Raw genomic sequence first — 23,184 nt, 5'->3', positions numbered from 1 at the left:
GAAAACACAGGGGAAAAGCGCAAACCAATAATATAAAGTGGCCTCGGTATAAGTTTAATCTATAGGGTGGTCCATGCGTATCCGCCAGCTCGAGTGCTTCAGAACCCTGATGATTCACGGCACCATGACCCGTGCGGCCGAGCTCCTGGGCATTTCTCAGCCTGCCATCAGCAGCACCATTGCCAACCTGGAACATGAGACGGGACTGAAGCTGTTCGTGCGCAAAGGCGGTCGCCTGCAGCCCACCCCCGAAGCGCGGCTGTTTTTCGTCGAGGCGCAACGAGCGCTGGAGGCGGTGGAAAAAACCACCCGAATCGCCAAGGAGATTCGAACCGGCAAGCGCGGCCATCTGGCGATCGCTGCCTACGCCAGCATCTCTATCAGCCTGCTGCCGCGCTTGATGGCCGAATTTGCGCAAGAGCGTCCGGGGCTCGAGCTGAAGATCATCACCCGCAACTCGCAGTCTGTGCGTGAGCTGATGACGACCCAGCAATTCGACTTGGCCATTGCCGAGCTGCCCCTGGACTACCCGACATCGAACATGCAGGTGATTTCGTATGAATGCCAGTGCATGGTGCCGCTCGGGCATCCCCTCGCCGAACTGGAGGTGATTACCCCGGCGGATCTGGATGGGGTGCCGTTCGTTTCGCTGTTCAAGGGCGACCCGATCTACCAGCAGCTGGCACTGGCTTTTTCGGCGTACGGTTCATCCTGGAACGTGGTGGCCGAGACCGAATTCTTCTCGACGGCCTGCGAACTGGTCCGCTGTGGAATGGGGGTCGGGATCGTCGATCCGGTGGTCAGCCGGCCCTTCACCCGCGATCTGCTCCTGAAGCCGTTCTCGCCGGCCATCCACTACCAGATCGCGCTATTGCTGCCCACCCAGGAAGAGCCCTCGCAGCTGGCACGGGAATTTGCCCGGTACCTCAAGCAACACCTGTGAAACGCCTGTTCAATCCGTCGCCGGGGTATTGAACACCAGCAGCTTGCCAATCGCCCGCTGTACCACCTTGTCGTTCTGATTGAGGGTTTCCATGAGCATCGTCACCACGCCCCGATCCGGTTTGGAAGCGGACGGGTCGATGGCCTGTACGGTGCATTTGAGGCGCAATACATCATCCGCGTAGGTCGGCGTCGGCCAGCTCAGTTCGATGCTCAGGCCAATGATCCCGTCCGCCAATGGCACGCTGGCCACCAGCATTTTCATGGTCAGGGCCGCGGTGTTCCAGCCACTGGCCGCCAGACCGCCGAACAGGCTCAGGCTGGCCGCTTCAGCGTCGAGATGGAAGGGTTGCGGGTCGAAGGCCTGGGCAAACGCCAGCATGGCCTGCAGGTCGACGCGAACGGTGTCGCTCTCGAATTTCTGACCCAGGTGCAGGTCATCGAGGTAGAGCTTTTCCCAGGCATGCACGGTCATGATTGATTCCTCCGTGTTGCATTACGAGTAGCCGATGTCGCTGAGGTCGATCGCCACCAGCAAGGCCCCGGTGTCGGCCTGGCCATCGGGCCCGCGTCGATAGGCGCGCCGCTTGCCGGGCATGCGCAGCCCTTCCGCCTCGACATAGTCACCCACATACTGGGCGGCAGGCAGGCCGCCGCTGATGTCCACCCTGTAATCGTGTCGACGCAGCAGAAAGTCCTCGCCAAAGTAGAAGTCCTGCACCGCGCAGTGGGTCGCGATGTGCTCGGCGAAGGTCACCCGCAACCGTCGCCAGTGCTGGGTACCCTCCTGCCAGGGTTCGACTTCTTCGGTGGTGACGCCCGGCCAGGTGAACTGGAAGGGCATGGTCAGGTACGACCACAGCGCGTAACCGTTGAAGTACGCACGGTGCAGCGGATCCCAAGGGCTGTTTTCGCCATGGTCGCGGAAGGATCCCCTGGGTGCCGAGCGTTCGGCGATCACCTTGCCGTCGGTTTTTTCGATGGCGATTCGATCCGGGGTGAAAGCCGTCAATTGATCTGGCCCGCCAAAGGGGGTGACCGAGGCGCGCTGTTCATGCAGCCAGACGGTCATCTGGCGTGGCGCGCTGTCCTGGGTCAGCCCTTTCATGGCCCAGAGCGAGCCGCCGGTCACGATCGTGGCGCGCACCGTGCTGAAGCTGTTCCAGCGTTCCAGCCCGCCATGGGCGATCAATACCTGCTCCAGCAGCTCATTATTCTGCGCACTCACAGTGACTGCCCTCCTCCTTTCTGCGGCCGGTCCTGCACCCATTGCCAGAATAATTGATAGCCGACCGCGAGCACCACCGGGCCGATGAACAGCCCAAGGATGCCGCTGGTGACCATGCCGCCCAGCGCGCCGATCAATATCACCGGCATTGGTACATCGACACCGCGGCCCAATAGCAATGGCTTGAGCACGTTATCCACCAGGCCGGCGACGAAGACATAGATGGCAAAGACGATCGTCACCGTGCTAGCCCCTTCGGTGGCGAACACAAAAGCAATAACCGGCAGCGTAATCAGGGTCGCCGGCAGTTGCATGATGCCCAGCAACAGCACGGCCAGCGCCAGCAGACCGGCACCCGGTACACCCTTGAAGACGAATCCGAGGCCCACCAGCAGCATCTGGATGAAGGCGATGCCGACCACCCCCAATGCCACCGCACGGATCGTGGCGGTGCACAGCCCGGCAATTTCGCGGCCCCTTTCCGGGCCGCTGAGGCGCGATGCAATCTGCACCGCGCCGCGGTGACCGCTTTCGCCATAGGCCATGAAGATCCCGGCGATGATCAAGGCGACAATGAACATCAGGAAACCCATGCCGACCCCGGCAAGCTTGCCCAAAACACTCAGGCTTGCCTGTTTTATCTGTGGCAGGTACTTCGCGGTCAGGTCGGGAAGGTCGGTTGAAGCCTGTAGCCAGAATGCCGATAGTCGTTCGCCGATCAACGGCCAACCGGCGACTGACTCGGCGGGCGGCGGAATATGGAATTCACCGCCCTTGACGATTTCCACCGTATGCTCGACCGAGTCGGCAATCGAGATGGCCAACAGGTAGATCGGCACCACCAGGATAGCGATCGCGACCAGAACGATCAGCGTGGCAATCACCCCGTCCTTGTGCCCCAGCGGTCCCCTGAGTCGCGTTTGCAACGGGTAAAGGGTGATGGCGAGGATCAGCGACCACAGCATCAGGTCGCGGAACGGGCTGAATATCTCGAAGCAGAACAACACCAGAACCAGAATCAGCCCGGCACGAATCAAAACATCCAACAGCGTGCGGGTAAGCGCTTTCTCGGAGAGGGACGTGGGCTCCATGGATGCCTCTTTGCAGATCACTGCAAGGTAGGGGGTCGGTCAGCCCAGCATAGACCCTCAATGGAGAACGCGAGGTCTCAACGCAATTTCAATGGATCGACCAGTTGCGCGGCGATCGCCATGCCCACCAGGTCCGGCAAGGTATTGGCCTGCATGCGCTTCATCACCCGCGAGCGATAAAGGTCGACGGTTTTCGCGCTAACACCCAGTTGCTCGGCGATTTCACGAGTGGTGTAGCCCTGCACCAGCGGCAGCAAGACGTCGCGCTCCCGCGGGGTCAAGGTGAGCAGGCGTGCCTGCAAGGCGTCGTGGCCGTGATTGCCCGAGCGGTTGGCCGCGCAGTTGCTCAGGGCCTGTTGCACGCTGTCCAGCAGCAACTGCTCGTTGTAGGGTTTCTCGATGAAGTCATGGGCTCCGGCCTTGAACGCACGCACCACGATCGGCACGTCGGCATGACCGCTGACGAAGATGATCGGCAGGCTCAGCTCCCGTGCGCGCATTTCTTCCTGGACATTCAAGCCGCCCATGCCGGGCATGCGCACATCGAGCAGCACGCAGGCATCGAGACTGGCATCACAGGCATTGAGGAACTCGACGCCACTGGTAAACGGCAAGGCCTTTAGCCCCACCGACTCCAGGAGCCAGACTGTTGAATCGAGCATGCCCTGATCGTCGTCGACCACATACACCACGTGCTCCGTCGCACCTGCCATCACATTATTCCTGTTGTTGTTTTGTTGGACCGGCAAGCGGCAAGCGGCAACACATCAGCAGCCCGACCGGCTGGCGTCGGGCCTGCAGTTCGCCACCGAAACCTTCGATGATGCTGCGGCTCATGGACAACCCAAGGCCCAGGCCATCGGGCTTGCTGGTGTAGAACGGGGTGAATATCTGCTCAAGTTCCGGCTCACTGACGCCCGGGCCCTGGTCCTGCACGCTGATTTCCACTGTCGCACCACTGCCCTGCCCGGCCGCCATCACAATCAGCGAAGGCTGCCCCGGATGCTGTTCGCGGTTGGCGTCGATGGCGTTGCGCAGCAGATTGAGCAGGACCTGCTCCAGCAGCACCCGGTCGGCATAAATCGGCGGCAGATTATCCGGCAGTCGATCCTCGATTGTCACTTGGCAATTGCTCGCTTCCCAGGCACACAAACGCACGGCCTCGCGGGCAACGTCGGTGAAATTCAGGGCCTGCATGCGTCGCTGGCCCTTGCGCAAAAAAGCCCGCAAACGGCGGATAACTTCCGAGGCATGGGTCGCGTGGTGGGTGATGCGTTCCAGTCCCTGCGCGACTCTGGCGGCGGCCTGGGGATTGGAGTCCAGGGTCTGCAGATAGCGCTGGCTGGCGTTGGCGTAATTGACCACGGCCGCCAGCGGCTGATTGATTTCGTGGGCGATGCCCGAGGCCAGTTCGCCCAGGGTCACCAGCCGCGCGGTGTGCGCCAGTTCGTCCTGATGACGGCGCTGTTGCACTTCGCGCAGTTCGCGCTCGGTCATGTCCCGCGCGACCAATGAGTAATAACGCTCGCCGCCGGCGGACCGGTGCGCCAGGAGCACCAGCGACACCGGCACCGACGTGCCGCCGCCCGGTGGTTGCAGGCGGGCATCGGTGCTCCACACGCCATTGCGCTCGGCACCGCTCCAGCCGTCGCGTTGCAGGCGGGCCAGGTCGCTGCTGGCGAACAGCTGCGCCAGGGTCGGCATCGGCTGTTGTTCGTCGATCCCGAGGATGCGCCGCGCCGCCGGGTTGAGGTAGGTGACCTGGCCCTCGGGGTCAATGAACAGCACCGGATCGGTGTTGACCTCGACCACTTCGGCCAGGCGGCGCTTGTTCTCCTCGGCTTGCACCCGGGCGGTGATGTCCCGGGAGACGCTGACCACTTCGACCACCGTACCGGTATAGGTTTCACGAATCGCCCGGCTGGCGGTTTCGAACCACAGGTAATGCCCGTCCCGGTGGCGAATGCGATAGGTCATGGTGTGATAACCGTCCTGCTCCAGGGCATCGCGCGCGCGCTGCACCAGGCTGGCCAGGTCCTGGCCATGGAACAGGCCCTGGGCCATTTGCCCGCGCAGTTCTTCCGGCCAGTAGCCGAGCAAGGTCCAGGACGCCGGCGACGCATCGAGAAAGCGTCCGTCCGGCGTGTGTCGGGAAATCAGGTCGGTGGTGTTCTCGATGATCAGCCGGTATAGCCTGCGTGCCTTGGTCGCTTCGCGCTCGGCCAGCACCTGTGCGGTGGCGTCGCGGCAACGGGCAAGTACGCGGTTGTCCTGGGGATCGGGGATAAAGGTCCAGATCAGGATCTGCGCTTCGAACTGGGCCTCGACCCCTTCGATGGCACGCTGCTGATCGAGACAGGCGCGTACCAGAACCCGATGGTTGACCGGCAGAAAGCCCAGCACCTCGGTCAGCGGCTTTTCCGCGAGCAGGGCCAGCAGCGCCGCATTGAACTCCAGCGGCCGGCCCTGGGCATCGAGCAACAGACTGGGTTGCGGATCGTGGCCCAACAGCGGCGAGCCTCGCAACATGCCGTTGACGCTGCTGAGCAAGGTCGTCAACAAATCCTGCACCCAACCCAGCCAATCGAGGCTCACGCCCTCGCACACTTCCACCAGCAACAACCCCGGCTGGCTCGGTTGCAAGGGCAGGTCAAACACTTGACCGTGGCTGATGGCGGCCCGGCGCAGGCGTCCGGCCAGCCAGCAATCGAGTTGCCGCACCTGGGCCAGGTCCAGCCGCCCCGCCTCGACCAGGCGCTCGAACAGCAACTGATCGCTGGCCTGCGAAGGGTCACCCAGGCCCGGTGGAAAATGCTGGGCAGCGCCTTCGTGGCTGTAGATCCGGGATTTGGCCTGCCAGCTCAGGTAAACCGCCCGGCGCACTTCGGGGCAATCCTGCAGCGCGCGGCACAAGGCGTCGGCCCTGGCGGCCAGGGACACACCCTCGCGCTGCAGACGCAACCAGCTGTGCAATCGAACGGGGGTCAGGGTCATCACGGGTCCGCTTCGTTGGGGAGACCAAGGATATACCGGGCTCGGCGCCAGGGTCGCGTTCATTTAGAGCCCGGGGAATTAGATATGGTATAAATACTATACACCTTAGGTTGTACTTCCATATTGGTGACTGAATGTTATATAAAGCACACCGAACATATAAAGGTGACCTCAGCGACTACGCTGCAAGGCGACCATAGAGCTAACAATCAGCCACCGAGTACCCGCACATGTCGATCTACGAACAAGGGCTAGGCCCTGCGGCTGTCAACCACATCGCCCTGTCTCCGCTCAGCTTCATCGAGCGCACCGCCAGCGTTTACCCGAACTACCCCGCCGTCATCCACGGCTCGATTCGTCGCACCTGGGCGCAGACCTATACCCGCTGCCGACGCCTGGCCTCGGCGCTGGCCGGACGCGGCATCGGCAAGAACGATACGGTGGCCGTGATGCTGCCGAACATTCCCGAAATGCTTGAAGTGCACTTCGGCGTGCCGATGATCGGGGCCGTGCTCAACCCGCTCAATGTGCGCCTGGATGCCGAAGCCATCGCCTTCATGCTGCAGCATGGCGAGGCCAAGGTGCTGATCACCGACCGTGAGTTCCATGGCGTGATTCACGCGGCGATCGGCATGCTCGACCATCCGCCGCTGGTCATCGACGTCAATGATCCCGAGTACGGCGAGGGCGAAGCCGTCAGCGACCTGGACTATGAAGCGCTGTTGGCCGAAGGCGACCCGGCCTTCGCCTGGCAATGGCCGGTGAATGAATGGCAAGCCATCTCGCTGAACTACACCTCGGGCACCACCGGCAACCCTAAAGGCGTGGTCTATCACCATCGCGGTGCTTACCTGAACGCCCTGGGCAACCAGATGACCTGGGCCATGGGCAACCATCCGGTGTACCTCTGGACCCTGCCGATGTTCCATTGCAATGGCTGGTGCTACCCGTGGACCATCACCGCGCTGGCCGGTGTGCATGTGTTCCTGCGCCGGGTCGATCCACAGAAAATCCTCACGCTGATCCGCGAGCACCAGGTCACTCACCTGTGCGCTGCGCCGATCGTGCTCAATGCCCTGGTCAATATGCCGGAATCGGCGAAGGCCGCCATCGATCACCCGGTCAACGCCATGGTCGCCGGTGCCGCGCCGCCGGCCAAGGTGATCGGCGCCGTGGAAGAAATGGGCATCAAGGTCACCCACGTCTATGGCCTGACCGAAACCTATGGCCCGGTGACACTGTGCGCCTGGCACGCCGAATGGAACGAGCTGCCGCTGGAAGAGCGGGCGCAGATCAAATCCCGCCAAGGGGTGCGCTACCCGACGCTCGAAGCCGTCATGGTCGCGGACTCGAAGACCCTGGAACCGACCCCGCGGGACGGTCAGACCATCGGTGAGATTTTCATGCGCGGCAACACCGTGATGAAGGGCTACCTGAAGAATCCGACCGCCACCGCCGAAGCGTTCGAAGGCGGCTGGTTCCACACCGGCGACCTGGCGGTCTGTCATCCCGACGGTTATGTCGAGATCAAGGACCGGCTCAAGGACATCATCATTTCCGGTGGCGAGAATATTTCCACCATCGAACTCGAAGGCGTGCTCTATCGCCATCCGGGGGTGATGGAAGCGGCAGTCGTTGCCCGTCCCGATGAGAAATGGGGTGAAACCCCCTGTGCCTTCATCACCTTGAAGGCCGATCACCAGGATGTGCGCGAGGCCGACATCATCAGTTTCTGCCGCGAACACCTGGCCGGTTTCAAAGTCCCGCGCACGGTGATCTTCACCCTGCTGCCGAAGACCTCGACCGGCAAGATCCAGAAGTACGTCCTGCGCGACAGGGCTAAAGCGCTCTAAACGAATCGACGTTGTACCCACCCGGCGGCAGGTGCCTTTACCTGCCGCTGCGGGCTCGTGCAGGCCGAATTCGGCCCTGCCCTGCCCGCGCCCCTCAAAGACCTAAAGCAATAACAACAAAGGTGGAGCCACCCATGATCGACATTCATTCAACCGATACCCAACGCTGTGAACGCATTCGGTCCAACCCGAAGTTCATTCAATTAGTGAGCAGCCGTTCGCGCCTGGCCTGGTCGCTCAGTGCCGCGGTGCTCGTGACTTACTACGCCTTCATGCTGGTGGTCGCGTTTGCTCCGCAGTGGCTGCATGCACCACTGGCCGAGCATCGGATGTTGACCCTGGGCATGCCAGTGGGCGCGGCGATCATCATTTTTTCCTGGTTGCTGACGGGCTGGTACGTCTACAGCGCCAATACCCGGTTCGACGCCCTGGGCGCCGCCATTCTCGAGGAGAGCAAGTAATGACTGCGCTGCGTAAACTGATCTTCGCCGCGGCCTGCCTGTTGCCGGCCTCCGTGGTGCTCGCTGCGCCCGCACTGGGCACGGTGGAAAAACAACCGCTGAACCTGCATGCGATCGGCATATTCTTCGTGTTCGTGCTCGGCACCCTGGCCATTACCTGGTGGGCGGCGCGCCAGACCAAATCCACGTCCGACTTCTACACCGCCGGCGGCGGCATCACCGGGTTCCAGAACGGCCTGGCGATTGCCGGTGACTACATGTCCGCGGCCACCCTGCTGGGGCTGTCCAGCCTGGTATTTGCCAAGGGCTACGATGGCTTCATCTATACCATCGGCTTCTTCGTCGGCTGGCCGATCATCACCTTCCTGATGGCCGAGCGTCTGCGCAACCTGGGGCGCTACACCTTCGCCGACATCGTGTCCTATCGACTGGACCAGAACAAGGTGCGGATCTTCGCCGCCTTCGGCTCGTTGACGGTGGTGTGCTGCTACCTGATCGTGCAGATGGTCGGTGCCGGTCAGTTGATCAAGTTGCTGTTCGGTCTCGACTACCCGGTAGCGGTGGTGATCGTCGGCGCGCTGATGCTGGTGTATGTGATCTTCGGCGGCATGATCGCCACCACCTGGGTGCAGATCATCAAGGCCGTGCTGCTGCTTGCCGGCGGCACGACCCTGGCGGTCATGGCCATGTCGCAATTCGGCTTCAGCTACGAAGCCCTGGCCACCAAGGCCGTCGAGGCTCACGCCAGTGGCTGGAACATCATGGGCCCCGGCTCGATGCTGGCCGACCCGATCAACACCGCATCGATGTCCCTGGGCCTGGTGTTCGGCATTGCCGGCCTGCCGCACATTCTGATGCGTTTCTTCACCGTGCCTAACGCCAAGGAAGCGCGCAAATCGGTGTTCTACGCCACCGGTTTCATCGGTTTCTTCTTCCTGGTGGTTTGTACCCTCGGCTTTGCCGCGATGGTGATCATTGGCACCGACCCGCAGTACTACGTCAATGGTGAAGTCGGCGGTGCCCTGATCGGCGGCGGCAACATGGTCGCCATGCACCTGGCCAAAGCGGTGGGCGGCAACCTGTTCTTCGGTTTCCTCGCGGCCGTGGCTTTCGCCACCATCCTCGCGGTGGTCTCCGGGCTGGCGCTGGCCGGCGCTTCGGCGATTTCCCACGACCTCTACGCCACCGTGTTCAAGAAAGGCAAGGCCACTGAGAAACAGGAAATGCGCGTGACCCGCATGGCCACCGTGGGCCTGGGCATCATCGCGATTCTGTTGGGCATTCTGTTCGAGAAGATGAACGTCGCGTTCCTGGTGGGCCTGACCTTCGGTATCGCCGCGTCGACCAACTTCCCGGTACTGATCATGGCCATGTACTGGAAAGGCCTGACCACCAAGGGCGCGATCATCGGCGGTTTCGCCGGTCTGATCTGCGCGCTGGTCCTGGTGATCCTGTCGCCAGCCGTCTGGGTCACCGTGCTCGGCAATGCCCACGCGATCTTCCCTTACGACCACCCGGCATTGTTCTCCATGCCGCTGGCGTTCCTGGTGATCGTGGTCGTCTCCCGGCTTGACCGCAGCGTGCGCGCCGACAAGGAGCGCGATGCTTACGCCGACCAGTTCGTCCGCGCCCAGACCGGCCTCGGTGCCGCCAGCGCTTCCAGCCACTGACAGACAAGGCACGGCCCGCAACAGCGGTGCCGTGCCCAACCGTCCCATTGAGGTTCACGTTATGCCCGAATTCAACGCCCCGCTGCGCGACATGCGCTTTGTGCTGCATGAAGTGTTCGACGCCCCGGCCCTGTGGGCGCGCCTGCCAGCCCTGGCGGACTGTGTCGACGCCGCCACCGCTGACGCGATTCTCGAGGAGGCCGCCAAAGTCACCTCGCACCTGATTGCCCCCTTGAATCGCAGCGGCGACGAGGAAGGTGCGCAGTGGCAAGACGGCCAGGTGAGCACGCCGATCGGTTTCAAACAGGCGTACGCCACCTACATCGAAGGCGGCTGGGTGGGCCTGTCCGGCAACGCCGATTTCGGCGGCATGGGCATGCCGAAGATGCTCGCCGTGCAGTTCGAGGAAATGCTCTACGGCGCCAACTCAAGCTTTGCCCTCTATTCGGCCTTGAGTTCCGGGGCCTGCCTGGCACTGGATGCGCATGCCGGCGAGACCCTCAAAAGCCTGTATCTGCCACCGATGTATGAAGGCCGCTGGGCCGGGTCCATGTGCCTGACCGAAGCCCACGCCGGCACCGACCTGGGGCTGATTCGCACTCGGGCCGAACCTCAGGCCGATGGCAGTTACTGCATCACCGGCAGCAAGATCTTCATCACCGGCGGCGATCAGGACCTGACCGAAAACATCGTGCATCTTGTACTGGCCAAACTGCCGGATGCGCCAGCCGGGCCCAAAGGCATCTCGTTGTTCGTGGTGCCCAAAGTGCTGGTCAATGCCGACGGCTCCCTGGGCAATCCCAACGCCGTGAGTTGCGGCTCGATCGAACACAAGATGGGCATCAAGGCCTCGGCCACCTGCGTGATGAACTTTGACGGCGCCAGCGGTTGGCTGGTCGGCGAAGCCAACAAAGGCCTGGCGGCGATGTTCACCATGATGAACTACGAACGCCTGTCCATCGGCATCCAGGGCATTGGCTGCGCCGAAGCGTCGTACCAGAGCGCTGTGGCCTACGCCCGTGAACGGGTGCAGAGCCGCGCACCGACCGGTGCCATCGCCCCGGACAAAGCGGCCGACCCGATCATCGTCCACCCCGATGTACGGCGCATGCTGCTGACCATGAAAGCCATGACCGAAGGTGGCCGCGCGTTTGCAAGCTATGTCGGGCAGCAACTGGACCTGGCGAAATTTTCCGATGACGCCCGGGAACGCGACACCGCGCAAACCCTGGTCGCGCTGCTGACGCCCGTGGCCAAGGCGTTCTTCACCGACACCGGCCTGGAAAGCTGCATCAACGGCCAACAGGTATTCGGCGGTCATGGCTACATCCGCGAATGGGGCCAGGAGCAACTGGTCCGCGACGTGCGCATCGCGCAGATCTACGAGGGGACCAACGGCATTCAGGCGCTGGACCTGCTCGGTCGCAAAGTGCTGGCTGACAACGGTTTCGCCCTGCGCCAGTTCACCGGCCAGATCCGCTATTTCGCCCATCAGCCCGACGCGCCCTACAGCGCTCAACTGTTCGATGCCGTGCAGCGTCTGGAAGACCTGAGCGACTGGCTGCAGGACCAGGCCGCGACCAACCGCAACGAAATCGGCGCCGCCTCGGTGGAGTATCTGCACCTGTTCGGCTACGTCGCCTATGCCTGGCTCTGGGCTCGAATGGCCCAGGTCGCACAACAAAAACGCGGCGAAGACGAAGGGTTCTACGGCGCGAAGATCGCCACCGCCGACTTCTACATCCATCGCCTGCTGCCGCGCATCCTCAGCCTGGAGCAATCCATTCGCGCCGGCAGTGCCTCGCTGTATGGCCTGGCTGCCGAACAGTTTTAACGATTGAACCCACGCGGCGCCACGCTCCTCTCTTTTCGGCGCCTGCGTTTTTTATCGATAAGCCCTCGCCCGTCCGGCGAGGGCTGCGGGACCTGTCTTTGCAAAATAAAAACAAAGGGGCTTCACCATGGACCTTAACACCCGCACACTCGCTACCCGACTGCTGCTGGCCGGCGGCGTCCTCAGCCTCTCGGCCCCCGCCGCCGCTGACTTTATCAAGGACAGCAAGGCCAGCCTCGAACTGCGCAACTTCTACTTCAATCGTGATTATCGCCAGGACAACGCCCCCCAATCCAGACAGGAGGAATGGGCCCAGGGTTTCCTGCTGCGCTATGAATCGGGCTTCACCCAAGGCTTGATCGGCGTCGGCTTCGATGCCATCGGCCTGGTCGGCGTTAAACTCGACTCCAGCCCTGATCGCGCGGGCTCCGGCCTGCTCAAGCGCCATGGCGATACCCGTCAGGGTGCCCAGGACGAATACGGCGAAATGGGTCTCACCGCCAAACTGCGCGCCTCCAAGAGCACACTGAAGCTCGGCACCCTGCTGCCCAAGCTGCCAACGGTGCTGGCCAACGATTCGCGGCTGTTGCCACAAACCTTCGAAGGCGGTCAGTTGACCTCGCTGGAAATCGAAGGCCTGACCGTGGATGCCGGGCGCCTGACCCAGGTCAACCAGCGTGACTCCTCGGACTATGAGGACATGGGCATCACCCGCACCGGCGCCAAGGGCATCATCACCCATCACCCGTCACGCGACCAGCGACAGCTTCGACTTCGCCAGCCTGAACTACAAATGGACCGGCAACCTGGCCACCGGCTACAGCTACGGTCACCTCGACAACCTCTATAGCCAGCACATGGTGAACCTCACCCACGTGCTGCCGGTGACCACTGGCCAATCGCTGAAGACGGACCTGCGCTTCGCCCGCTCCACGGATGATGGCGGCAGCAATGTCGACAACAACGCGATTGGCGCCATGTTCACCTACAGCCTCGGCGGGCATGCCTTCGGCCTCGGCTATCAAGGCATGAGCGGCGACACCGGCTTCGCCTACATCAACGGTGCCGACGCGTTCCTGGTGAACTTCGTGCAGATCGGCGATTTTGCCAGCAAGGATGAACAATCCTGGCAGGCCCGTTACGACTACAACTTCGCCGCCCTTGGCGTTCCGGGCCTGACCTTCATGACCCGCTACATCAGCGGTTCCGATATCGACCTGGGCAACAATCGCCCGGAAGGCAAGGAATGGGAGCGCGATACCGATATCGGCTATGTCGTGCAGAGCGGGCCGCTGAAGAATGTCGGGGTGAAGTGGCGCAATGCGACGGTGCGCTCGAGCAATTTTGGCAGCGATCTGGATGAGAATCGGTTGATTGTCAGCTATACGTTGCCGATCTGGTAAGGCGGTTCAGGCTGCACAAATGGGGACTCGCTTGATGGCGCAGTCCCTTTTTTGCGGGTGGATTTGCGGCGTTATGGCGGGCCTCTTCGCGAGCAGGCTCGCTCCCACATTAAACCGTGTCTATCTGAACAACCCGGTCAATTGTGGGAGCGAGCCTGCTCGCGAAGGCGGCCTCAAAAACGACATGCATGTCGGCCCTGGGTTCCCTCCCCCGACACCAATCCGCGGCAGTGCCCATAGTAGAGTAAGATGCCTGCAAACCAGGCCGCCGCGAGACGCCCGAATGACCGATACAACCCCCCGCCTGATCAAGAAGTACCCCAATCGGCGACTGTACGACACCCATACCAGCAGTCACCTGACCCTGGCGGACATACGCCAGCTGGTCGTCGACAAGGTTTCTTTCCAGGTGGTCGATGCCAAGACCGGCGAGGATCTGACTCGTAGTATCCTGCTGCAAGTGATTCTTGAAGCTGAAGGCGGCGGTGAGCCGATCTTCACCAGCGAGATGCTGATGGGAATCATCCAGTTCTATGGTCCTTATCAGGGCGTACTTGGCAGCTACCTGGACAAGAGCATTCATACCGTGATCGACATCCAGTCCCAGACCGGCGCGCAATCGTCCGAGGCCTGGAGCGCCTTCATGCACCAGCAGGCGCCAGTGATGCAGGACCTGATGCGCCAGTATGTCGATCAGTCGAAGGCACTTTATCTCAACACCCAGAACATGTTCGGCATGTTTGGCGCCAAGCCCAAGCCCGATGGTGGGCCGAAAAAAGACGATGAATGAAGCACTCCCGCGTCATTGACAGTAGCGCGACGTCGACCAGTCTCTCAGACCTACCTGCCGGCGGTATTCGGATCGCGCCAATATGCCTTGCTGCCCAAACCGGAACTGCTGCCCGGCGTGCTGCTCGAGTGGATCAAGCGCCTGCTGTTGGCCTGACCCTGCCGATCTGTTGTTTCAAGACGAAAAAAATGGCGATGGGGAATAAACCCATCGCCATCGGTACAGCCGGCCTGATAAGACTTACTTGTTACCGCTGGTAGTCTTGGCGTTTGCTTCTTGAGCAGTTTTGGTAGCTGCGGCAGTTGCTTCATCGAAACTGCTCTGAGCCACGTCGGAAGCCTGTTTTGCGGCTTTCTGTGCGCTTTCAAACACGGTACCGGCATTCGCCAGGCCCGACTTGAACGCAGCCACTACAGGCTCGGAGCCGGCAGGTGCGTTCTTGCTGATCGCTTCAACGAACTCTTGCACTTGCTGAGTGCCGGCTTCGACCTGGCTTGAGGCCAGCTTGGCGATGTCCGACTGAGTGTCCGCGATCAGCGCCTGAACCTGGCGATTGAACTCGGCCAGGCGTTCGGTCTGCTTGTTCGGCTGGGTGAAAGAAGCCTGCAGCTCGGCGAAATCCTGTGGACCGCGTACCGCCAGCAGCTTGCGAACACCTTCGAACTGCTCCTCGGTGGACTCGCGCAGGGCCTTGAACTGCAACTGGCTGAGCTGTTCAACGCTGGCGAAGACCTTGCCGCTGATTTGCTGGATCAGGTCGAGATTGGCTTTCTGAGTGGCTTGCAGTTTTTCCGAGTTGAAAAAAGACATGCTTGAATCTCCTGGTACTGGAAGGCCCAAATGGGCCAGAGGACGCGATAGCGATCCTGCCAGTCATCGCGTTAGCCTTGATATTGCAGTGCACAAAAACTTTTGGCAACCACTATTTTGTGCAGTGCAAAATAAACCTTGTCAGCCTTGCCGTTAATAGCGCTAAACTCCTGACCATCAAACAGCCGGCCCATTCTTGTTGAATGAAGTGTGGATTCGCTGCTCCCCCTATAAGGCGTCAGGAGAATACGATGGGTCAGGAAGAAAATATTGCGATGCAAGATGAAGGGCTGTCATCAGCCTCCGGGCTGTTCGAACACCTCAATCACCTGCAACGCCTCAATACCCGCAACGTGCTCGACGCCGTGCAGAAACGCCAGGCGAAAACCTTTGCACCGACAAGTCTCGAGCAACTGAGACAACCTACCGCGACTGAATGGCAGGAATATTTCACTGATCTGGGCCAACGCAGCGTGCTGTTCTGGGACACCCTGCGTCAGCGCGGCGACAACACCCTGGCCCATGAACGGGCCGGGTATCCACTGCTGCTGAAGTTCGATCATGAAACCCTGGTCGCCGGCGCAGATCTGCCCCGCCCGGTCAATTATTCGCTGTTGCAGGTGTTCGGCGGTTCCGCAAAAGCGGTCGACAGCAGTAAACCGCCGGTGATCATCATCGACCCACGGGGCGGTCATGGCTCGGGCATCGGCGGTTTCAAACAGGATTCGGTCATCGGCGAAAGCCTGCGGGCCGGCCATCCCACCTACTTCATCTCATTCAGCCATTCGCCAAGACCCGGACAAACCCTCGCCGACATTACCGAGGCCCAGGCGCGGTTCATCGAAGTCGTCAGCGCCCGGCATCCCGCCAGCAGCAAACCGGTGGTGATTGGCAACTGCCAGGCAGGTTGGGCCTTGATGGGATTGGCGGCATCGCGGCCGGAGTTGCCGGGGCTGATCATCGTCAATGGCGCGCCGTTGTCCTACTGGGCCGGCGTTAATGGGCGCAATCCGATGCGCTACACCGGCGGTTTGCTGGGGGGTGGCTGGATGGCGCGCCTGGGCAGTGATCTGGGCAACGACCGTTTCGACGGTGCCTGGCTGGTGAGCAATTTCGAGAGTCTCGATCCGGCCAACGCCTGGTGGGGCAAGTACTACCACCTGTTCAGCGAAGTCGACAGCGAAGCCGGGCGCTTTCTGGATTTCGAGCGCTGGTGGGGCAGCCCGACGCTGCTCAACGGCGAAGAAATCGAGATGATTGTCGACGACCTGTTCATCGGTAATCGGTTATCCGGCGGCCTGGGGCGCAAGAGCAGCGGGCTGGACCTCAAACGCATCGAAGTGCCGGTGGTGGTGTTCTGCTCCTATGGCGACAACATCACTTCGCCGCAACAGGCGCTGGACTGGATCACCGACGTTTACCCCAGCGACCTCGCCCTGCACAGTGCCGGGCGCACCATCGTTTACCTGCGCCATGCCAGCATCGGGCACCTGGGCATCTTCGTGTCCGGTGAAGTGGCGCGGCGTGAGCACCGGGAACTGCTCGGCGCGGTCGACACCATCAATGCCTTGCCGGCGGGACTGTATGAAATGCTGATCGAAGACTTGCCGCAAAACTCGAGCACACCGTACGCCGTGCGTTTCGAACCGCGGCGGATTGCCGACATCCATGGCGACGAGCAGCCGCGCCGTGATGACGATCGCGAATTCGCCCTGGTCGAACGCGCATCCGCCCTCAACAACAGCCTGTACGACGGTTTCATCCGTCCGTGGTTGCGTCAATGGATCAACGAACCAAGCGCCGAACTGATCCGCCGCTCGCACCCCTTCCATCAGCAGCAAGTGATGTGGAGCAGCTTGAATCCGGCGTTGTGGTGGCTGGCCCCAAGTGCGGCAAAGGTCAGCACCGATCGTCACCTCGTCAGTGCGGACAACCCGTTGCTGGCTTGGCAGGCGTTGTTTTCCAATCAGATCCAGGACGCCCTGGACGGTTACCGCGATCTGCGCGATGCCACCCAGGAGATGTGTTTCTACGGGATCTATGGGGTATTGAACAGCCTCACCGGCAATGTCACCGGGCGCAATCTGCAGGCACATGCCGAGCAGCACGACCAGCAACTGATCGAACGCCTGCAGGGGGCCCTGCCCCTGGGCGGCTTGATGGAAGCCTTGATCCGTATCCTGTTTTTGCTGGGCCGCGCCAGCAACGAGCCCGGCAAGCAAAGCGTCGAAAAACTGATCCTGCAATTGCAAGAGCTACTACCGGATTACCCTGCCGGGCCACTTGACCTGCGCGAATCCCTGAACCTGCAGAAACTGCTGGTCGCTACACTGCCGCAGGAAAGCGCGCAAAGCCTGCCCCTGATGCTGCCCGAAGCCGAAGAACGCCAGCAAGTGCTGGCAGCCGTGGCTAATCTGCTGCCGGATCTGCTGATTACCAACGGGGCTGAAAATCCGTTCTGGCGTGAGCTGCACACGCTGCTCGGTGTCGCTTTGCCAGCTTTCGCCGCGCCCCAGGCGCCAAGCGAAGCCAAAGTGGTCAAGCAGGAAAAACCGATGGAAGCACCTGAGCCGATCAAGCCATTAGCTCCTGTGGTTACACCGCAGCCAGTTAAACAAACTGCTCCAGTGGTCGCACCTGAACCGATCAAGCAAAAAGCTCCTGTGGCAACACCTGAGCCAGTCAAGCAAAAAGTTCCTGTGGCAACACCTGAGCCAGTCAAGCAAAAAGCCGCAGTGGTAACACCTCAGCCAACCGAGCAAAAAGCTCCCGTGGTCGCACCGCAGCCAGTCAAGCAAAAAGACCCGGTGACAACACCTGAGCCAACCAGGCAGGAAGCCCCGGTCGTGGCGACCCAGCCGGTAACCACCAAGCCGACCGAGCAAAAAGTCCCGGCAGTGCCGCCTAAGCGCATCGTCAAGGCTGTGAGTCCGGTACGCGCCCCCTCCAAGGGCAAGAAAGGCGTAAAAAAACCTCCGACCAAATAGCTCTGATCACCGGCAAGAACCGCGTCACACCGGCGCGGCTTGCTTGATCTCGAACGATTCATCGGCCCGGTATTGACCGGGGGTCATGCCGAACCAGCGACTGCAGGCTTTGTTGAAGCTGCTGTGGTCATGGAAACCAAGGAGATACGCCACATGCTTCATGTTGAAGTGAGAATGGCGCAGGTAGAAATCGGCCAATTGTCGACGCACGGCGTTCTGCACGTCCTTGAATTGGGTCCCGTCCTTTTCCAGGGCGCGTTGCAGGGTGCGCTTGCTGAGATTCAAGGCAGCGGCGATCGACTCCATGTCGCATTGCCCCTGGCCATGGCTCAAACGCTCGGTGAGCAGCGCGCGGATCTTGCCGACAATGGAGAAGCCACACAGCAGGTCCAGCTGCGCCTCGGCGAAACTGTCGTGCAGTATCGCCAACGCCTCGTTGGCCATGCTCAACGGACGCAGCAGTTCCTGGCCGTCGAACAGGATGCTGTCGTAGGCCGAACCAAAGTGCAGGTCGCAGCCAAACAGCCGCTGATGCTCGGACGTGTCTTTAGGTTGCGGATAGCTGAACTCCACACTCAGGGGCTGCGGCAGCGTACCGCCACCCAGCCAGCGGCAGAAGCCAAGCAGGGAAGCCAGCCCGGCATCGGCATATTGTCGAGGCTTGATCGAGCCGGCCTGTTGATGATCGAGCGAGGCTATTCGGTAATGTTCCTGCTCCGGGACGAAAAACAGGCTGAACCCGGTGCCGATCAACGGGCTGAACCGTACCAGGCGTTCGAGGGCTTTTTTCAGGTTCAGGCTCGACATCATGGTGTAACCGACGATCTGAAAACTGCCGGGATGAAAATGGCCGTAGGCTTTCAGACCAATGTCCGGATCGCCGCTGGCTTGCGCCGCCAGTTGCCAAAGCCGGTAGATCACCCTTCGCTCGCACAACGCTCCTGGCGTGTGCGCCTTGTTCAAGTCCAGTCCTGCCTCCCGACAAAGGTTGGCGACATCCAGTCCTTCCGCTGAAAGCGTATTGACCAGCACATTGGCGTAACCGGAACTCATTCTGTACATGGGCGTCCTCAATGACCTGTGGAACCGAACGTCCTGTCCGGAGCCATAACTGATCTGCGTTAAAACAAATACTAACCGTCGCTTCAATTTGAAGAATTGATCTCAGTATAGGTCCTGCTCATTTTTTGCCAGTGGATAGAAAAAACCGGCATGGCACCGTTGGACACCAGAGAGTCACCTTCCAACACTTCCGCACGCCTCGCCAATACCCAACAATCACCCCCCATCTTGCAGCGCAAAATACAAAAAGGAAAAGAGTGTATGAAATCGCTTGGTCGTATTGCGTTGGTAACGGGTGGTATGGGTGGCATTGGCACTGCGATTTGCCAGCGCCTGCACAAGGAAGGTTTCAAAGTCATTGTGGGTTGCAGCTCGGATTCCGCCCGCAAGAATGAATGGGCAGCGAGCCAGCTGGCGGCGGGTTATCAGTTCGAATTCATCTACGGCGACATCACCGATTGGGAGTCCACCCGCAAGGCCTTTGAGATGGCCCGTGAACAATTCGGTCCGGTGGATGTACTGGTCAACAACGCCGGCATCACCCGTGACGCCTCCTTCCGAAAAATTACTGCAGAAGACTGGAACGCCGTAATCAACACCAACCTCAACGGCATGTTCAACACCACCAAACAGGTGATTGAAGGCATGTTGTCCAAGGGCTGGGGGCGGATCATCAACATCTCCTCGATCAACGGTCAGCGTGGCCAGTTCGGCCAGACCAACTACAGCGCGGCCAAAGCCGGCATCCATGGCTTCACCATGGCCCTGGCCCGGGAAGTCTCCGGCAAGGGTGTGACCGTCAACACCGTCTCTCCCGGCTATATCCAGACCAGCATGACCGCGGCCATCCGTCAGGACATTCTCGACACCATGATCGCCGCCACCCCGGTCGGTCGCCTCGGCCAACCCGAAGAAATCGCCTCGATCGTCGCCTGGCTGGCTTCCGATGAATCGGGCTACAGCACCGGCGCCGACTTCTCGGTCAATGGCGGCATGAATATGCAATAAGCCTGGCAGGGCACGGACGCCCTGCTCCTGCTTGACACAATCCTGATGAGGTTTTGCATGAACGAAGTCGTAATCGTTGCCGCTACACGTACCGCCATTGGCAGTTTTCAAGGTTCCCTGTCCGCCATTCCAGCCACCGAACTGGGCGCCGCGGTGATTCGTCGCCTGCTCGAACAGACCGGTATCGACGCCGCGCAGATCGATGAAGTGATCCTCGGCCAGGTACTGACCGCAGGCTCCGGGCAGAACCCGGCACGCCAGTCGGCGATCAAGGCCGGCCTGCCCCACACCGTGCCTGCCCTGACCCTGAATAAAGTCTGCGGCTCCGGCCTCAAGGCGGTCCAGCTCGCGGTCCAGGCGATCCGTTGCGGCGATGCCGAATTGATCATCGCCGGCGGCCAGGAAAACATGAGCCTGGCTCCCTATGTGCTGCCCAAGGCGCGCACCGGCCTGCGTATGGGTCATGCGCAATTGCAGGACAGCGTCATCCAGGATGGCTTGTGGGACGCCTTCAACGACTACCACATGGGCATCACCGCCGAGAATCTGGCGAGCAAGTACGAGCTCAGTCGCGAAGATCAGGACGCGTTCGCCGCGGCCTCGCAACAGAAAGCCTCTGCGGCCATCGAAGCCGGTTATTTCAAGGCTGAAATCACCCCGATCCTGATTCCCCAGCGCAAGGGCGATCCGCTGGTCTTCGACACTGACGAACAACCGCGCCCGGGCAGCACGCTCCAGGCCTTGAGCAACCTCAAACCCGCGTTCCAGAAAACCGGCAGCGTCACCGCCGGCAACTCGTCGACCCTCAACGATGGCGCCGCCGTACTGCTGCTGGCCAGCGCCGCCAAGGCCCAGGCTCTCGGCTTGCCGGTACTGGCGCGCATCAAGGCTTATGCCGGTGCGGGTGTCGACCCCTCGATCATGGGCATCGGCCCGGTACCTGCCACCCGCCTGGCCCTGACCAAAGCCGGCTGGAGCCTGGACGACCTGGACCTGATCGAAGCCAACGAAGCGTTTGCCGCGCAGTCACTGGCGGTCAGCAAGGAACTGGGCTGGGACATGAACAAGGTCAACGTCAACGGTGGCGCGATTGCCCTCGGTCATCCGATCGGCGCATCGGGCGCACGCATCCTGGTGTCGCTGGTGCATGAACTGATCCGTCGCGATGGCAAGAAAGGCCTGGCCACCTTGTGCATCGGTGGCGGTCAGGGCGTTAGCCTGGTCATCGAGCGCTGATCACATCGTACTGCTTGCTTGGCTGCAGCCGCGGCGCCGAAGTCCGGCGCCGTGGTTTTTTTCTGTCTGGTTTTTTTCATGTAGGCAAGGTGTTCCATGGACAATAACGCACACACTTTCAACACCTTCTGGTCAGGCCAGGTTCCGTTCATTGCCTCCTTTGCAGTGCAACAATTACGTCTATGGGTCGCCACCAATCCGTGGTTCACCGGGCAGGACCACAACGCCTGGTTCGATGTGCCACGCAGCACCCTGGACAGCCTCCAGTCGGACTATCAGCAACAATGGGCCGAACTTGGCCAGCGCTTGCTGACCGGTCAGGCCTTCTCCTTCGACGACCGACGTTTTGCCAGCGGTAACTGGAGTCAGCCGTTTTTCGGTTCCCTTGCAGCGTTCTACCTGCTCAATGCCGGTTTTATGCTCAAGCTGCTTGACCAACTGCCGATCACCGAAAAGAAACCACGCCAGCGTCTGCTGTATCTGGTGGAACAAGCCATCGCCGCTGCTGCCCCGAGCAACTTCCTGGCCAGTAACCCCGATGCGCTGCAACGGGTCGTCGATACCCAGGGCAGCAGCCTGCTCACCGGCCTGATGCACCTGGCCGCCGACCTGCAGGAAGGCAAGATGCGCCAGTGCGACGCCGCCGCGTTCAAGGTGGGGGTCGACCTGGCCAACACCCCCGGCGAAGTGGTCTTCGAGAACGAACTGTTCCAGCTGATCCAGTACTATCCGCAAAGCGAAACCCAATATCGGCGCCCGGTGTTTATCGTTCCGCCGGCGATCAACAAGTACTACATCCTCGACCTGCGTCCGGACAACTCGATGGTTCGCCATCTGTTGCAGCAAGGCCACCCGGTGTTTCTGATGTCCTGGCGCAACTTTGGCCAGGCACACGCCGGTACCACCTGGGACGACCTGGTCGAAACCGGCATCATCAAAGGCCTGCAGGTGACCCGTGAGATCAGCGGCGAACAACGGCCCAATTGCGTAGGTTTCTGCATCGGCGGCACGCTGTTGAGTTCGGCGCTGGCCGTATTGGCGGCCCGCGGCGACAAAGAGATTGCCAGCGTCAGCCTGCTGACCACCTTCCTCGATTACCTCGATACCGGTCCGATCGACATCTTCGTCGATGAGCAACTGGTGGCCTACCGTGAGCGTACCATCGGCGGCGTGAATGGCCCCATTGGCGTGTTCAAGGGCGAGGACATGGGCAATACCTTCTCGCTGCTGCGCCCCAACGACCTGTGGTGGAACTACAACGTCGACAAATACCTCAAGGGTCAGAAGCCGATCCCGCTGGACCTGCTGTTCTGGAACAACGACAGCACCAACCTGCCGGGGCCGATGTACTGCTGGTACCTGCGCCATACCTATTTGCAGAACGACCTGAAATCCGGTGAGCTGGATTGCTGTGGGGTCAAGCTGGACCTGCGCGCCATTGATGCCCCGGCGTACATCCTCGCCACCCATGACGACCATATCGTGCCATGGAGAAGCGCTTATGCCAGCACCGAGCTGCTGTCCGGAACCAAGCGATTCGTGCTCGGCGCCTCGGGGCATATCGCGGGGGTGATCAACCCACCGGCCAAGGAAAAACGTCACTACTGGACCAACGATCAGGTCAACCAGGACCCGGAAAGCTGGTTCAACAGTGCCCAGCAGCATCCAGGCAGCTGGTGGAACGACTGGTTCGTCTGGCTGGCCGACCAGGCCGGCGAACGCCAACCGTCGGCACTGCACACCGGAAATGCGCAATACCCGGCGCTGGAATCGGCACCCGGGCGTTATGTGATGCAATAACCGTTTGGTGTGGCA

18 protein-coding genes and 1 pseudogene are annotated in these 23,184 nt (G+C 61.1%); 12 read left to right on the top strand and 7 right to left on the bottom strand.

The genetic code is table 11. From position 1 onward, the window contains the following. Nucleotides 1-73: 73 nt before the first annotated feature. Nucleotides 74-943: a LysR substrate-binding domain-containing protein gene (locus ACA041_RS15130; protein WP_497441853.1), complete on the top strand. Its 870-nt coding sequence runs from the start codon at nt 74-76 to the stop codon at nt 941-943. Nucleotides 944-952: 9 nt separating this feature from the next. Here ACA041_RS15130 and ACA041_RS15125 read toward each other — a convergent pair whose 3' ends face one another. The 5 genes from ACA041_RS15125 to ACA041_RS15105 all read right to left on the bottom strand — a co-directional run bounded on the left by ACA041_RS15125 (nt 953) and on the right by ACA041_RS15105 (nt 6,255). After that, the gene (locus ACA041_RS15125; protein ID WP_497441852.1) at nt 953-1,417 is read right to left on the bottom strand and encodes a MaoC family dehydratase; all 465 of its coding nucleotides are present in this window, start codon (nt 1,415-1,417) and stop codon (nt 953-955) included. 21 nt (nt 1,418-1,438) lie between these two features. Then, nucleotides 1,439-2,212: a hypothetical protein gene (locus ACA041_RS15120; RefSeq protein ID WP_497441851.1), complete on the bottom strand. Its 774-nt coding sequence runs from the start codon at nt 2,210-2,212 to the stop codon at nt 1,439-1,441. Further along, complete coding sequence (locus ACA041_RS15115; protein WP_497441850.1) at nt 2,167-3,261, bottom strand: AI-2E family transporter; 1,095 nt, start codon at nt 3,259-3,261, stop codon at nt 2,167-2,169. The genes ACA041_RS15120 and ACA041_RS15115 overlap by 46 nt, the downstream gene beginning before the upstream one ends. 77 nt (nt 3,262-3,338) lie before the next feature. Next, nucleotides 3,339-3,974: a response regulator transcription factor gene (locus tag ACA041_RS15110; protein WP_497441849.1), complete on the bottom strand. Its 636-nt coding sequence runs from the start codon at nt 3,972-3,974 to the stop codon at nt 3,339-3,341. Between the two features lie 4 nt (nt 3,975-3,978). After that, the gene (locus ACA041_RS15105; protein WP_497441848.1) at nt 3,979-6,255 is read right to left on the bottom strand and encodes a PAS domain-containing sensor histidine kinase; all 2,277 of its coding nucleotides are present in this window, start codon (nt 6,253-6,255) and stop codon (nt 3,979-3,981) included. Nucleotides 6,256-6,485: 230 nt separating this feature from the next. Here ACA041_RS15105 and ACA041_RS15100 point away from each other — a divergent pair, with 230 nt between their 5' ends. From ACA041_RS15100 to ACA041_RS15070, 7 genes and pseudogenes are all read left to right on the top strand, one after another. Beyond that, entirely contained in the window at nt 6,486-8,108 is a 1,623-nt protein-coding gene (locus ACA041_RS15100; RefSeq protein WP_497441847.1) for an acyl-CoA synthetase, read from the top strand. Nucleotides 8,109-8,242: 134 nt separating this feature from the next. Then, on the top strand, nt 8,243-8,569 hold the full coding sequence (locus ACA041_RS15095) for a DUF485 domain-containing protein (RefSeq protein WP_497441846.1): 327 nt from the start codon (nt 8,243-8,245) through the stop codon (nt 8,567-8,569). Further along, on the top strand, nt 8,569-10,239 hold the full coding sequence (locus ACA041_RS15090; protein WP_497441845.1) for a cation acetate symporter: 1,671 nt from the start codon (nt 8,569-8,571) through the stop codon (nt 10,237-10,239). Before ACA041_RS15095 ends, ACA041_RS15090 begins: the two co-directional genes overlap by 1 nt. A 61-nt stretch (nt 10,240-10,300) precedes the next feature. Further along, a complete protein-coding gene (locus ACA041_RS15085; protein WP_497441844.1) occupies nt 10,301-12,073 on the top strand; it encodes an acyl-CoA dehydrogenase C-terminal domain-containing protein in 1,773 nt (590 codons plus the stop codon). Nucleotides 12,074-12,200: 127 nt separating this feature from the next. Then, nucleotides 12,201-13,476, top strand: a pseudogene (locus tag ACA041_RS15080) (OprD family porin). A gap of 283 nt (nt 13,477-13,759) precedes the next feature. Beyond that, a complete protein-coding gene (phaR, locus tag ACA041_RS15075) occupies nt 13,760-14,266 on the top strand; it encodes a polyhydroxyalkanoate synthesis repressor PhaR (protein WP_497441843.1) in 507 nt (168 codons plus the stop codon). 15 nt (nt 14,267-14,281) lie between these two features. Then, on the top strand, nt 14,282-14,422 hold the full coding sequence (locus ACA041_RS15070; protein WP_497441842.1) for a hypothetical protein: 141 nt from the start codon (nt 14,282-14,284) through the stop codon (nt 14,420-14,422). Between the two features lie 84 nt (nt 14,423-14,506). Here ACA041_RS15070 and phaP read toward each other — a convergent pair whose 3' ends face one another. Next, the gene (gene phaP / locus ACA041_RS15065) at nt 14,507-15,076 is read right to left on the bottom strand and encodes a TIGR01841 family phasin (RefSeq protein WP_497441841.1); all 570 of its coding nucleotides are present in this window, start codon (nt 15,074-15,076) and stop codon (nt 14,507-14,509) included. Nucleotides 15,077-15,327: 251 nt separating this feature from the next. Between phaP and ACA041_RS15060 the strand changes: the two genes are divergently transcribed. Next, nucleotides 15,328-18,063: a DUF3141 domain-containing protein gene (locus ACA041_RS15060; protein ID WP_497441840.1), complete on the top strand. Its 2,736-nt coding sequence runs from the start codon at nt 15,328-15,330 to the stop codon at nt 18,061-18,063. 24 nt (nt 18,064-18,087) lie between these two features. Here the strand turns inward: ACA041_RS15060 and ACA041_RS15055 are convergent, their stop codons facing one another. Then, nucleotides 18,088-19,125 (bottom strand): AraC family transcriptional regulator, encoded by a 1,038-nt coding sequence (locus ACA041_RS15055; protein WP_497441839.1) that lies wholly within the window; start codon nt 19,123-19,125, stop codon nt 18,088-18,090. Between the two features lie 261 nt (nt 19,126-19,386). On the opposite strand from ACA041_RS15055, the gene phbB reads away from it, so the two are divergent. The 3 genes from phbB to phaC all read left to right on the top strand — a co-directional run bounded on the left by phbB (nt 19,387) and on the right by phaC (nt 23,169). Then, nucleotides 19,387-20,133, top strand: a complete 747-nt coding sequence (gene phbB, locus ACA041_RS15050; protein ID WP_497441838.1) for an acetoacetyl-CoA reductase — start codon at nt 19,387-19,389, stop codon at nt 20,131-20,133. A gap of 57 nt (nt 20,134-20,190) precedes the next feature. Continuing rightward, nucleotides 20,191-21,369, top strand: a complete 1,179-nt coding sequence (locus ACA041_RS15045; protein WP_497441837.1) for an acetyl-CoA C-acetyltransferase — start codon at nt 20,191-20,193, stop codon at nt 21,367-21,369. Nucleotides 21,370-21,465: 96 nt separating this feature from the next. After that, complete coding sequence (gene phaC, locus ACA041_RS15040) at nt 21,466-23,169, top strand: class I poly(R)-hydroxyalkanoic acid synthase (protein WP_497441836.1); 1,704 nt, start codon at nt 21,466-21,468, stop codon at nt 23,167-23,169. Nucleotides 23,170-23,184 lie beyond the last annotated feature (15 nt).

The organism is Pseudomonas sp. LBUM1676 (genome assembly GCF_059695605.1).
Note: the sequence above shows the minus strand (reverse complement) of the source record. Positions and strands in the feature narration are given on the sequence as shown.